This window comes from Amycolatopsis sp. NPDC043889 (genome assembly GCF_056435645.1).
Genome location: NZ_JBWKEC010000052.1, coordinates 1 through 11,815 on the forward strand (window position 1 = coordinate 1; position 11,815 = coordinate 11,815).

Annotated in this window: 13 protein-coding genes; 8 read left to right on the forward strand and 5 right to left on the reverse strand. The window is 69.3% G+C overall.

The features are described from left to right. Positions 1 to 363: 363 nt before the first annotated feature. Complete coding sequence (locus tag AC0685_RS41915) at positions 364 to 1,209, reverse strand: helix-turn-helix domain-containing GNAT family N-acetyltransferase (protein WP_478230595.1); 846 nt, start codon at positions 1,207 to 1,209, stop codon at positions 364 to 366. A gap of 104 nt (positions 1,210 to 1,313) precedes the next feature. Between AC0685_RS41915 and AC0685_RS41920 the strand changes: the two genes are divergently transcribed. From AC0685_RS41920 to AC0685_RS41935, 4 genes are all read left to right on the forward strand, one after another. After that, positions 1,314 to 2,657, forward strand: coding sequence for an FAD-dependent oxidoreductase (locus tag AC0685_RS41920; protein WP_478230596.1), 1,344 nt, complete (start codon positions 1,314 to 1,316; stop codon positions 2,655 to 2,657). Between the two features lie 5 nt (positions 2,658 to 2,662). Further along, positions 2,663 to 3,883: an MFS transporter gene (locus AC0685_RS41925; protein ID WP_478230597.1), complete on the forward strand. Its 1,221-nt coding sequence runs from the start codon at positions 2,663 to 2,665 to the stop codon at positions 3,881 to 3,883. Then, positions 3,880 to 4,968: a flavin-containing monooxygenase gene (locus AC0685_RS41930; RefSeq protein WP_478230598.1), complete on the forward strand. Its 1,089-nt coding sequence runs from the start codon at positions 3,880 to 3,882 to the stop codon at positions 4,966 to 4,968. Before AC0685_RS41925 ends, AC0685_RS41930 begins: the two co-directional genes overlap by 4 nt. A 63-nt stretch (positions 4,969 to 5,031) precedes the next feature. Then, complete coding sequence (locus AC0685_RS41935) at positions 5,032 to 6,366, forward strand: hypothetical protein (RefSeq protein ID WP_478230599.1); 1,335 nt, start codon at positions 5,032 to 5,034, stop codon at positions 6,364 to 6,366. Here AC0685_RS41935 and AC0685_RS41940 read toward each other — a convergent pair. Next, entirely contained in the window at positions 6,318 to 6,692 is a 375-nt protein-coding gene (locus AC0685_RS41940) for an ArsR/SmtB family transcription factor (protein WP_478230600.1), read from the reverse strand. The genes AC0685_RS41935 and AC0685_RS41940 overlap by 49 nt on opposite strands. A 77-nt stretch (positions 6,693 to 6,769) precedes the next feature. Here AC0685_RS41940 and AC0685_RS41945 point away from each other — a divergent pair, with 77 nt between their 5' ends. From AC0685_RS41945 to AC0685_RS41960, 4 genes are all read left to right on the forward strand, one after another. Further along, positions 6,770 to 6,919, forward strand: coding sequence for a hypothetical protein (locus tag AC0685_RS41945; RefSeq protein ID WP_478230601.1), 150 nt, complete (start codon positions 6,770 to 6,772; stop codon positions 6,917 to 6,919). 28 nt (positions 6,920 to 6,947) lie between these two features. Beyond that, positions 6,948 to 7,163, forward strand: a complete 216-nt coding sequence (locus AC0685_RS41950; protein ID WP_478230602.1) for a hypothetical protein — start codon at positions 6,948 to 6,950, stop codon at positions 7,161 to 7,163. Continuing rightward, positions 7,160 to 8,368, forward strand: coding sequence for a M28 family peptidase (locus tag AC0685_RS41955; protein ID WP_478230603.1), 1,209 nt, complete (start codon positions 7,160 to 7,162; stop codon positions 8,366 to 8,368). Before AC0685_RS41950 ends, AC0685_RS41955 begins: the two co-directional genes overlap by 4 nt. 390 nt (positions 8,369 to 8,758) lie before the next feature. Beyond that, positions 8,759 to 9,184 (forward strand): hypothetical protein, encoded by a 426-nt coding sequence (locus AC0685_RS41960; RefSeq protein ID WP_478230604.1) that lies wholly within the window; start codon positions 8,759 to 8,761, stop codon positions 9,182 to 9,184. Between the two features lie 4 nt (positions 9,185 to 9,188). Here the strand turns inward: AC0685_RS41960 and AC0685_RS41965 are convergent, their stop codons facing one another. Genes AC0685_RS41965 through AC0685_RS41975 form a run of 3 tightly spaced genes read right to left on the reverse strand, consistent with a single transcriptional unit; the run spans position 9,189 to position 11,776 of the window. Next, on the reverse strand, positions 9,189 to 10,250 hold the full coding sequence (locus AC0685_RS41965) for an ArsO family NAD(P)H-dependent flavin-containing monooxygenase (protein ID WP_478230605.1): 1,062 nt from the start codon (positions 10,248 to 10,250) through the stop codon (positions 9,189 to 9,191). Next, positions 10,247 to 11,338: an ACR3 family arsenite efflux transporter gene (arsB, locus tag AC0685_RS41970; protein WP_478230606.1), complete on the reverse strand. Its 1,092-nt coding sequence runs from the start codon at positions 11,336 to 11,338 to the stop codon at positions 10,247 to 10,249. The genes AC0685_RS41965 and arsB overlap by 4 nt, the downstream gene beginning before the upstream one ends. A gap of 33 nt (positions 11,339 to 11,371) precedes the next feature. Continuing rightward, positions 11,372 to 11,776, reverse strand: coding sequence for an arsenate reductase ArsC (locus AC0685_RS41975; RefSeq protein WP_478230607.1), 405 nt, complete (start codon positions 11,774 to 11,776; stop codon positions 11,372 to 11,374). Between the last annotated feature and the right edge of the window lie 39 nt (positions 11,777 to 11,815).

Consider the following 11,815-nt stretch of genomic DNA (forward strand, 5'->3'; position numbering starts at 1 on the left):
AAGTCACAACATCCAGTGTCATCACACACCGTGCCCATCCCACCGAGCCCACGCCCGGCGTGTCGGGCCGGAAACACCGTTACTGGGACAGTCCCACCGAGGCCCACGCCCGGCGTGTCGGGCCGGAAACACCGTTACTGGGACAGTCCCCGCCAAGGAAAGGAGCGATAGCACGTTGGCCGGCTTTCTCGATGTGCTTGTGGTGAACCGCGATGAGCATCGGCGAGAACTCAGTTGGGCAAGACGGCCGAGCGCGCGGCGACCTGGACTGACCAACGAGGCTCGCCCGGCGGGTTCGCGGTCGGCGCGGAGAGCGCGATGACCGGAGACGACAGTGGCAGCGAACCCGTGTGGGCAGCGAGGCTAGTTCATCGGGCTACGGCGTTCGAGGAAGACGGTGTCGTGCCAGATGCCGTCGCGTTGGGCGATGCGTTCGCGGATGCCGACGGTGCGGTAACCGGCGCTGTGGTGCAGGGCGATGCTGGCGCGGTTGTCGGTGAAGATCGAGGTCTGCAAGGTCCACAGCCCGGCAGCGTCAGCCTCAGTGACTTGCTTGAAGAGCAGGGCCTTCCCGACTCCGCGGCCGCGATGGCTTTCGGCGACGTAGACCGATGTCTCGACGACGCCTTGGTAGCACTCGCGCTCCGAGACCGAGGTGGCAGCTGTCCAGCCGGCGACCTGCCCGTCGATCTCGGCGACCCACCGATGCCTGGTCAGCCATTTCGCGTCGAGAGCTTTCCTAGTCGGGACTTCGGTTTCGAAGGTGGCCAGTCCGGTGGCGATGCCTTCGGCGTAGATCCGGCGCACCGCGTTCCAGTCGTCGTCGCGTTGGGCGCGAAGGAGCACGTCGTCAGGCATGTTGTCCGGGCAGCACGGGCGCGGCGCGAGTAGGCCCATGACGGCGTCGGCCGCGTGCGGGAGCCCGCTGCAGCACGCCTGATTGATCGTCACGACCGTGGCCGTGCCCTCTTTCCGCAGGTGCACGAAACCCACGTCAGCCAGCTTCCGGACGTGGTGGGAGCAGGTGGACTGGCTGGTCCCGAGGATCTCGGTGAGCGCGCCGACGGTCAGGCCGCGAGGCGAGGTCGCGACCGCGTGCAGCAGCTTCACCCGCATCGGCTCGGCCAGACACGCGAACCACCCGGCGTACGTCGCGGCTTCACGCTCGGGCAGGAGACCGGCGAGGGGAACGGGCACAACCGTCGTCATGCCACCCAGTATCGGCCAGAATCGATGGTTGCGTCAATCGACTCCGATCGATACAGTCCGTCGCATCGACTCAATCGAGATGGATCGATGAAAGGTGCATGGGGATGAACGAGCTGCCTGTCGTGGTGATCGGAGCGGGCCCGGTGGGGCTGGCGGCGGCCGCCGAGCTGGTGGAGCGGGGCTTCGAGCCGCTGGTGCTGGAGCGTGGCGCGCGGGCTGGAGCGGATGTCGCGGAGTGGAACCACGTGCGGTTGTTCTCGCCGTGGTCCGAACTCGTCGCCCCCGCGGCCGGGCGACTGCTGGGGCTCACAGGCTGGACTTGGCCCGATGCTGAGGCGTACCCGACGGGCTCGGACTGGGCCGAGCTGTACCTGCGACCGCTGGCGGCGGCGCTCGGCGACCGGGTGCGCTTCGGCGCCGAGGTGATCGGGGTCGCCCGCCGGGGACGGGACCGGGTCGTGGACAGCGGCCGCGACGACGAGCCGTTCAGCGTGCACGTCCGTGCCGCCGATGGGGCGGAGGACCGGATCGCGGCGCGGGCCGTGATCGACGCGTCCGGCACGTGGTCGACGCCCAACCCGCTCGGCGGCGAAGGTCTTCCCGCCGCCGGTGAGCGTGCGGCGGTGGACCGGATCGCTTACCGGGTCCCGAATTTGGGCGACGACGCGGTGCGGGCGCGGTATGCGGGCAAGCACGTGGTGGTCGCGGGCAGCGGGCATTCGGCGCTGACCGCGCTGGTCGCTTTGTCCGGCCTCGCGAAGGACTCGCCGGAGGCGCGGATCAGCTGGGTGCTGCGCCGCGGCGCGGTCGGCAACACCTTCGGCGGCGGCGAGGCCGATCAGCTTCCCGCGCGGGGCGCTCTCGGCCTGCGCGCCCAGGAAGCGGTGGAATCCGGACTGATCGCGGTGGTGACCGGGTTCCGCACCGAGGCGGTCGACCACGACACCGACGGACGGCTGACCCTGCGCTCCTCCACCGGACGGCGGATCGAGCAGGTCGACGAGGTCGTGACCCTGTCCGGTTTCCGGCCCGACCTGATTTGGCTTTCGGAGATCCGGCTCGAGCTGGACCCGACGTTGCAGGCACCGGTCGCGCTCGCGCCGCTGATCGACCCGAACGTCCACTCGTGCGGAACCGTGTATCCGCACGGAGCCAAGGAGCTCGCGCATCCGGAGAAGGACTTCTACCTGGCCGGGATGAAGAGCTACGGCCGGGCGCCGACCTTCCTCGCCATGACCGGTTACGAGCAGGTGCGCAGCATCGCCGCCCAGCTGGCCGGAGACCATGAGGCGGCCGCGCGGGTCGAGCTGCGGATGGCCGAGACCGGAGTCTGCGGCGGTGCCGGCCTGTTCGACGAGCCGGACGACGCACCGGCCGCCAGTGGCTGCTGCGCGACACCGGAGCCGGAAGTTCTGACGCTGTCCGCGCCGTCGGCCGCGGTGCACTGACCGCTATGCCGATCGCGACCGCCGCAGCGTCGCCCGGGTTGACCACGTCCGGGTTGCGCCGCGTGCTGGCCGTTCTCTGCGTCACCGAGATCACCAGCTGGGGTATCCTATTCTACGCCTTTCCCGTGCTGGCGCCGGAAATCAGCCACGTGACGGGCTGGTCGACGGCCTGGGTGATCGCGGCGTTCTCGGCCGGGCAGGTCGTCGCCGCGTTGACAGGGATCCCGGTCGGGCGGTGGCTGGATCGGCGCGGACCGCGATCGGTCATGGCAGCGGGGTCGGTACTGGCGGTCCCTGCGGTGGTCGCGGTCGCGCTGGCACAGAACCTGCTGTGGTTCACCGTGGCGTGGCTGGTGGCCGGGGTCTCGATGGGCGCGGTGCTGTATCCGCCCGCCTTCGCGGCGTTGACTCGGTGGTACGGGCCGCGGCGGGTGTTCGCGCTGACCGTGCTCACCCTGGCCGCGGGTTTGGCGAGCACGGTGTTCGCGCCGCTGACCGCGCTGCTCACGGCATACCTGGATTGGCGGGAGACCTACCTCGTCCTCGCGGTGGTGCTGGCCGTCGTCACCATCCCGGCACACCTGTGGGGTTTGCGCGGGCCGTGGCCGCCGGCTGAGCCACCGGAGAGCACGCATCCGGAGCAGAGTGACCCGGCGCGGATCGCGCGCGGGATTCCGTTCCGGGGCTTGGTGATCGCGTTCAGCCTGGCAGCGTTCGCCGTGTACGCCGGGGTGATCAATCTCGTGCCGCTGCTCACCGAACGCGGTGTCAGCAGCACGACAGCGGCGATCGCCCTCGGCCTTGGCGGCGCCGGGCAGGTGCTGGGACGGCTCGGCTACACCACACTCACCCGGCTGACGACGGTCCGAGTCCGGACCGCGATCGTGTTCCTCGCCGCCGCCGCGACCACGGCCGTGCTGGGTCTGCTGACCACCACGGCCGGGCTGATCGTCGCCGCGGTCGTAGCGGGGATGGCGCGCGGGGTGTTCACGCTCCTGCAAGCCACCGCCGTGGCCGACCGCTGGGGAACCACCCACTACGGACGGCTCAACGCACTCCTGCAAGCGCCCTTGACCATCACCGTCGCCCTCGCCCCCTGGGCGGGAGCGGCCATCGCGAGCGGTATCGGCGGATACTCGCCGACCTTCCTCGCGCTCGCGGCGGTCACCGTGACCGCCGCAGTCCTCGCCCTCGCGGCGACACCTAATCCTGGAAGGAACTCATGAACGACCACGACGTGATCATCGTCGGCGGCGGCCAGGCCGGTCTCGCCGCCGCCCAAGCCCTGCGCAGCAAGGGCTTGAAGCCAGTGATCCTCGAGGCCGGCGCCGAACCGGTCGGGTCCTGGCCCCGGTACTACGACTCGCTGACCCTCTTCTCCCCCGCCCGCTACAGCAGCCTCCCCGGCCTGCCCTTCCCCGGCGACCCCGAGCACTACCCGCACCGAGACGAAGTCGTCGACTACCTGCGCCGCTACGCCGACTGCCTCGGCACCGAGATCCGCACCGGCCATCACGTCGACTCCGTAACCCACGACGACGGCACGTTCACCGTGCACGCCGCCGGGGAAACCGCGCTGACCGCGCCGATCGTCATCGCCGCGTCCGGAGGTTTCTCCCGCCCCTACCGCCCGGCCCTGTCCGGTTTGGACACCTTCACCGGTAACGTCCTGCACAGTGGCGAATATCGAAACCCGGCACCGTTCGCCGGGCAGCGCGTGATCGTCGTCGGCGCGGGCAACTCGGCCGTCCAGATCGCGGCCGAACTCGCCGGCCACGCTCACGTCACCCTCGCCAACCGGGCACCGGTGAAGTTCGCGCCGCAGCGGCCGTTCGGGAAGGACGTGCATTTCTGGTCCGCTGCCGTCGGGTTCGATCACCTGCCGATCGGGCATCTGCTGAAGAGCCCGCCGACCACTGCGGTGAACGATCCTGGCATCTACAAGGCCGCGATCCTCAACGGAAAGCCGGACCAGCGGCGCATGTTCACGACCATCGACGGCGACACCGTGGTCTGGCCGGACGGAACCCGTGAACGCGTCGACACCATCCTGCTCGCCACCGGCTTCCGGCCCGGACTGTCCTATCTGGACAAGCTCGGGGCGTTGGCCTCCGATGACAGGCCGCTGCAGGATCGCGGCCTGTCCACCACCCACCCCGGGTTGGCCTACGTCGGGCTGGAGTGGCAGCGCAGCTTCGCATCCGCCACCCTGCGCGGTGTCGGGCGCGACGCCCATTACGTGGCTAAACGCCTTCTGGGCAGCGTCTCGTCGCCGCGGACGGCGTGTTGCCAACCCGCTTCGGCGCGGTGACGCGTCTGGCGCCAGCGGCTCGCGCATAATGCGATCCGCTGGTGCCTAGCGAGGAGGCGATCAGTGGGTAAGCCGCTCACACTGGTGATCGAGACCGCGGCAGGGTCCGCGATCCGGCGTATCGCGGACGCCTCCCCGCTGCCGGACGCCGCGACGCAGGGGTACGCGGCCGAGGACGCTGTCCGGGACGCCGCAGCGACGTGGGGGTTGCCGGACTTCGTGTTCCGGCCCGAGCAACAACGTACGGGTTCGGGAGTACGAGAACTCGGTGACGGGCTGCTCCTGGTCGGCAGCCAGGCAGCGGTTATTCAGTCCAAGAGCCGGACCGATCCCACCGACGAGCGGGATCGCGAACTGTCGTGGTTGGGCAAGAACGTGAAGAAGGCGCTCGGTCAGGGCAGTGGAACTGTGCGGCGCCTCAAGCTCGCCGCCGCGGCGATGACCAACGCGCGCGGGCGGACTATTCAGGTGGCGGGCGAGGACTACGAGTGGCTGACGGTCGTGGTGATCGACCACGCGGATCCGCCCCCCGGCTACCTGCCTCCGCCGGCGCCGACCGCTGTCCCGGCGATCGTGATCCTCCGGCGAGACTGGGAATTCCTGTTCGACCACCTCCGTTCCACTCGCGCGGTGCTGGCGTACCTCATGCGCGCGGGCGGTGGTGACGCCGTCGAACTCGGCGACGAGCCACGCCGCTATCACGAATATGCCCTCGCTGACATCGAAGCCGTTCCCGGGGCGATAGATCCGGCGGTGGCCTCGGTGCTGGCCGCGAAACCGTGGGAGACGATCTCCGTGGCCCGGGCGCCGCTGCATCCCGCCGGCCATGACGAGGAGGCGCCACATGTCATGCTCCGCATGATCATGGAGGACGTGGCGGAGACCCCGATTCCGGAAGGGCGCGACGCGGATCTGCTGCTCATGCTCGCCGCCTTGGACGGCTTGCCGGTCGAGCACCGGACCGAACTCGGCCGCAACCTGATCAGGTTCATGGAGTCCGCGGCCCAGCACACCAAACCCGGCACCCTCATCCACAGCCGCACGGTCATCCCTGCCCCTGGCGACTTCACTCCCCTGCAGTTCGTGGTCGCCTCACGCCTTTCCGAGGAAGCGCGCGATGCCTTGATGATTCGGCTGCAGGTCCTGCACTACGACTACAGCACCGCCATCGGCGACTGGGAGCACTGCACGCTCGGCGTCATGCTCACACCTTCCACAGTGCCCGGACGGCTGTGGGACACCAGCACGATGGCGCTCTGGGGAAATCAAGGGCAGCCGCCCGAAGTGATCGAGGAAGCACGCGCCTTCGTCAGCGAAGCCGCGGCACGCGCAGCGTCGCCGGATGATGATCAGGATCCCGGAACGAGTCCTGGCGCGGACAGCAAACCCGACAGCTGACTCAGCGTCTCGGTGCGCGGCCAGTAATACACCCAGGTGCCCCGGCGCTCGCTGCCGACCAGCCCGGCTTCACGCAGGACTTTCAGGTGATGGGAGATCGTCGGCCCGGTCAGGTCGAACGCGGCGGTCAGGTCACACACGCAGCTCTCCCCCTGTGCGGACGTGATCAGCGACAGCAGCCGCAGCCGCACCGGATCACCCAGCGCTTTGAACGCCTTCGCCAGGTCCATCGACTGCTCGGAGGTCAACGGCTCGGCCGCGAGCGGCGCGCAGCAGCCCTGCTCGATCACCGGCAGTAGCTTCAGACCCGATTCTGACTTCGACACCTATCTATATTGACATCCATCTAAGTCAGGAGCAAACTGACTCCACTGTTTCGATAACCGTCTAGATAGGGTTTCCGATGATCAAGCTCCTCCGCCGCCTGTTCACCAGCACGCCGACCGTCGAGTTCTGCGACACGTGCGTGCAGGTGTGCACCGGCCAGTGCCGCGCCGACACCCTGCTCGACACCGCCCGCGACCGGGCACTGCAGCTGTCCACGCGCTTCTGAATCCCTCGACACCACAAGGAGTTCTGTGATGAGCAACGAAACTGCCGGTGGTTTCGCCGGTGACCCGGCCGAAGCGTTCACCCCGCCGGCCTCGAGCGGCTGTTGCGGCACCGCACCCACCGGCGCGACGACGGCCACGAGCACCTGCTGCGGAACCACCGAGGCGGCGACCGCGGCAGGATCCTGCTGCGACCCGGCCGCGAAGGCCGACGCGGTGGCCACTGGCGCCGGTTGCTGTTCATGACCGCGACGGTCTCCGGCTCTCGACTGAAGGCCACGGTCGCTGTGTTGGCCGACGACCGGTTCGCGGGCCGTCGGGTGGGGACGCCCGGCGGTCGCGCGGCTGCCCGCTGGCTCGCCGGGCAGCTGCGGGCGATCGGCGCGTCGGTCACCGCCGACGAGTTCCCCGTGGCGGGTGTGCGGGAGCTGTATCGCACGCCAGAGTTCTCGTGGAGCGAGGACTCGGCACCTCGGAGCTGGGTGCACCGCCGAGACTTCGCCGAGCACCTCGTATCGGCGGACCTGCCCGCACCCCGCACGGCCGAGCTCGCACTCGCCGAGTCCGATGAGTGGCAGGACAAGTGGGTGCTCACGCCGAACCTGGGAGTTTCGGCGCGAGCACTGACCGAGGGCGCCGCGGGGTTGCTGGTGCCGCGCGGAACGGACGCCGCAGGTTGGATGCCGAAGATGATCGCCGGGCCGTCGGTGGGCGCTTTGCCGGTGATCGCTGTCCGCGCCGAGCTTCACGAAGAGGTGACTCGTGCGGGATCGGGCATGGTGACCGCCTCGATGCCGATGCGAGCTGTCGACGTCATCGGGTCGAACGTGCACGGTGTTCTCCGCGAACCCGCCGCCGGATCTGCGGGTGTGCTGTTGACCGCGCACTTCGATGGCGTGGGCGACGACCCGGAGCAGCGGCTGCCCGCCGCCGCGGACAACGCCTCCGGGGTTGCCGTCGTCCTCGAAGCCGCACGCCTGCTCGCGCCGCTCCTACCGGACCACATCGGGCTGGCGGTGAGCCTCCTCGACGGCGAGGAAGCCGGGGCGCGCGGATCGGCGCACCACGCGCCCAGCGTGCGGTCCGGCACCTACGTGATCAACGTGGACGGTGCCGCCCAGCTCGGCGACGGCGCCTCGGTCGAAGCAGGCGGGCCCGCGCACGACCTGCTGGCCGCGCTCGACCAAGCCGGCCGGGAGACCGGGGTGCCGTTGCGGGCCGGGGCGATGCCGTCGGACAACCGCCGCTACGCAGCCGCCGGGTTGGCCGCGATCGGGATCGGCATGGGAATGCCCGGCTACCAGACCCCGGCCGAAACCGCTGACCGCGTCGAGACCGAAACCCTTGTCGCGGCGACCCGGCTCGTCGTGGCGGCAGTGCTTCAGCTGGCGGTCCACTCACGAGGGTTAACCGCGTTGCCTCACAAGGACGAATTACAACGCGGGGGGTGAGATTCCCGCCGCCCGCCGGACCGGAACAGCCGAGTGACCAGGGGCGATCATGTTCCTAGCGTGGAAGAGGTGGCAGGCCATCGAAGACTTCCCCGCAATCAGTACGCGTGCTCGTCATGCGGGCGGGCTCATCGCTACGGCTCTCAGCGCGGCGAGGACTGCAGACGGTCTGCTCGCAGCTCCTCGTCCCGATCCGCTCAGACGCGGGCTCCGGTCCATCGGCCTAGCTGGACATCGCCACCGTCGGCGGTCCGGCACACGCCGCCGAGTCCCACACGCGTTCCTCAGCCGCCGCGAGTCGTCGCGCCAAGGCCCGCACCGAAGGTCGAGCGTCGCCAACGGGCCAAGGCGGAGCTGGGTCGTTTCCGGGCGCAGGTCGCCGATGACGCCGTGGCGTACGTGTTCGATCAGGATGGCTTCTATGTCCGGGTCGCCGACCGTACGCTCGACAACCTCCCGTGGCTGTACAAGACCCGCCGCAAAGGCCACTTCCTCTGTCTTCGTCTGAACGAGCTGGCGACCGGGCTCGACCCGGGCACCTACGCCAAACTCACCCAGACCCCGATCCGTGATGGGCTTCTCCGGCTGCGGTTTCCGCGGTTCCTCGCCGACGTGCTGAGTTCCACGGCGGTGTTCGGGGTCAAGCAGATCCTCGGTGCGCTCCCGTATGGGCATCTGGCTACGACGCTGAAAGTGATGATTCCGTTGGTGTGCCCCGATCTGGCCGTCTGCCCGGCCCGCGCGGAGGTGCTCAAAACCTACTGCTCGCCAGCACTGGCCGACCAGCTGAAGACGATCGCCGCGAGCGCCGGCTGACGGGCTATCCGCCGTCGGTGTCCAGCGTGGCTTTGAGGTCGGCGACCGCGGCCCGCGCGGTCATGCCGACGCCGATGAGCGTGGCCGAGGCGGGGCCGGTCCAGTCGCCGTAGCCGAGCAGGTGCAGCCGGGGCTCGGCTACGGCACGGGTGCCCTCGGTCGGGATGCGGCCACGGGTGGTCCGCAGCCGCAACGGGGCGAGATGGCTCAGCGCGGGGCGAAATCCGGTGCACCAGATGACCGCGTCGGCGTGCTGACGGGTGCCGTCCGTCCACACAGGACCATCGCCGTCGAGTCGCGCGAACATCGCACGCGGCCGCAGCAGCCCGGCGTCGCGGGCTTCACGGACGGGAGGGACGGCGACGATGTCACCCAGCCCGGCGACTCCGGCGGTGTCGGCCTGTCCGGTCTCGAGGGCCCGGCGGCGCCGGGTGGCGACGTCGAAGAGTGCCTTGCCGTCGATGTGGTCGGGCAGGTACCGCGGTGGGCGGCGGGTGACCCAGGTCAGATTCGCCGTGCCCGCGAAGTCGGCGGCGATCTGCGCGCCGGAGTTGCCGCCGCCGACCACCACGACGTCCTGGCCCGCGAACTCGTCCGGACCCCGGTAGTCCACGGTGTGCAGCTGGCGACCGGTGAACCCGCCGGGCATCAGCGGCAGAAAGGGACGCCACCAGGTTCCGGTCGCGCTGATGACCGCCTCGGCGCTCCAGTCCCCGGTGTCGGTGCTCACCTGGAAGCGGTCGCCGTCCCGGGAAACGGCGTTCACCGTCTCCCCTCGGCGGATCGGGAGTTCGTAGCGCTTCCCGTACGCGGCCAAGTAGTCGACGACGTGCTCGGCGGTCGGATACCCGGGCCCCGGGTAGGGCGGCATCGGCCACCCTGGCAGGGAGCTGTGCCGCACCGGGGAGAACAGGCGCAGCGAGTCCCAGCCGTGGAGCCAGGCACCGCCCGGCTCGGTCTGGGCGTCGAGGATGACGAAATCCAGGCCTGCGCGGCGCAGGTAGTAGCCCGCGGCGAGGCCGGCCTGGCCCCCGCCGATGACCACTACCCGCGCGGCTCCGGTCACTCCGCGGGTGCTTTCACGGTCCAGCGTTTCCGCAGCCACAGGCTCACATAGACCAGCGCGACCAGCACCGGGACTTCGATCAGCGGCCCGACGACCCCGGCGAGCGCCTGCCCCGATGTCACGCCGAAGACACCGATCGCGACGGCGATCGCGAGCTCGAAGTTGTTGCCCGCCGCGGTGAACGCCAGCGTCGTGGTGCGCTCGTACGACAGACCGGACGCCTTGCCCAGCAGATAGCCGCCGATCCACATGACCGCGAAGTACACCAGCAGCGGCAAAGCGATCCGGGCGACGTCGAACGGGCGGGAGGTGATGTTGTCGCCCTGCAGGGCGAACAGGATCACGATGGTGAACAGCAGACCGTAGAGCGCGATCGGGCCGATCTTGGGCAGGAACCTGCCCTCGTACCAGTCGCGGCCCTTGCTCCGCTCCCCGATGCGGCGGGAAAGGTATCCGGCGGCGAGCGGGATGCCGAGGAAGATGACGACGCTGAGCGCGATCTCCCACGGCGAGAAGTCCAGCGTCGTCGTGTCCAGACCCAGCCAGCCGGGAAGCAGGTCGAGGTAGAACCAGCCGAGCACGCCGAACATGATCACCTGGAACACCGAGTTCAGCGCGACCAGCACCGCCGCGGCCTCGCGGTCACCGCAGGCGAGGTCGTTCCAGATGATCACCATCGCGATGCAGCGGGCGAGCCCGACGATGATCAGCCCGGTCCGGTACTCCGGCAGATCCGGCAGCATCAGCCAGGCGAGCGCGAACATCAGCGCCGGGCCGAGAATCCAGTTCAGCACCAAGGAGAGCACCATCGTGCGCTTGTCCTTGGTCACGGTGTCGAGCTTGTCGTAACGGACCTTCGCCAGCACCGGGTACATCATCAGCAGCAGACCGAGCGCGATCGGCAGCGAGACCTGCCCGATCTTCACCGCGTCCAGCACACCCTGCAGACCAGGGATCACGCTACCCAGCAGCAGCCCTGCGCCCATCGCGACGATGATCCAGACGGGAAGGAATCGGTCCAGAAAGGACAGTTTGTGCAGGACGTCGGTGTCGGCCGGGGTACCGGCCTTGTCGGCGGTTTGAGTCACGGGCTGGTCTCCAGAAAGTGTGGAAGGTGAGGGTCAGGCGTCGAGGATTTCGGCGACCAGGCCGCGGATCCGTCGGTCGATCTCGTCGCGGATCGGGCGGACGGCGTCAACGCCCTGACCGGCCGGGTCTTCCAGCGGCCAGTCGAGGTATCGCTTGCCGGGGAAGACCGGGCAGGTGTCGCCGCAGCCCATCGTGATCACCACGTCGGAGGCTTCGACGTCCTCGGTGGACAGTTTGCTCGGCACCTCGGCCGTGATGTCCAATCCCCACTCCGCGAGGGCCGCTGCCGCTGCGGGGTTGACCTTCTCGGCGGGCTCGGAACCCGCCGACCGGACGGCGATGCGGCCGAGCGAGTAGTGCTGCAACAAGGCGGCGGCCATCTGCGAGCGGCCGGCGTTGTGCACGCAGACGAACAACACCTCAGGCGTGCGGGTCATGAACTGCTCCTCTTTCGACTACGACGAAACTCTGTATCC

Coding starts and splice junctions, on each gene's coding strand:
- AC0685_RS41915 (WP_478230595.1), bottom strand. CDS start 1,209: ATGACGACGGTTGTGCCCGTTCCCCTCGCCGGTCTCCTGCCCGAGCGT.
- AC0685_RS41920 (WP_478230596.1), top strand. CDS start 1,314: ATGAACGAGCTGCCTGTCGTGGTGATCGGAGCGGGCCCGGTGGGGCTG.
- AC0685_RS41925 (WP_478230597.1), top strand. CDS start 2,663: ATGCCGATCGCGACCGCCGCAGCGTCGCCCGGGTTGACCACGTCCGGG.
- AC0685_RS41930 (WP_478230598.1), top strand. CDS start 3,880: ATGAACGACCACGACGTGATCATCGTCGGCGGCGGCCAGGCCGGTCTC.
- AC0685_RS41945 (WP_478230601.1), top strand. CDS start 6,770: ATGATCAAGCTCCTCCGCCGCCTGTTCACCAGCACGCCGACCGTCGAG.
- AC0685_RS41950 (WP_478230602.1), top strand. CDS start 6,948: ATGAGCAACGAAACTGCCGGTGGTTTCGCCGGTGACCCGGCCGAAGCG.
- AC0685_RS41955 (WP_478230603.1), top strand. CDS start 7,160: ATGACCGCGACGGTCTCCGGCTCTCGACTGAAGGCCACGGTCGCTGTG.
- AC0685_RS41975 (WP_478230607.1), bottom strand. CDS start 11,776: ATGACCCGCACGCCTGAGGTGTTGTTCGTCTGCGTGCACAACGCCGGC.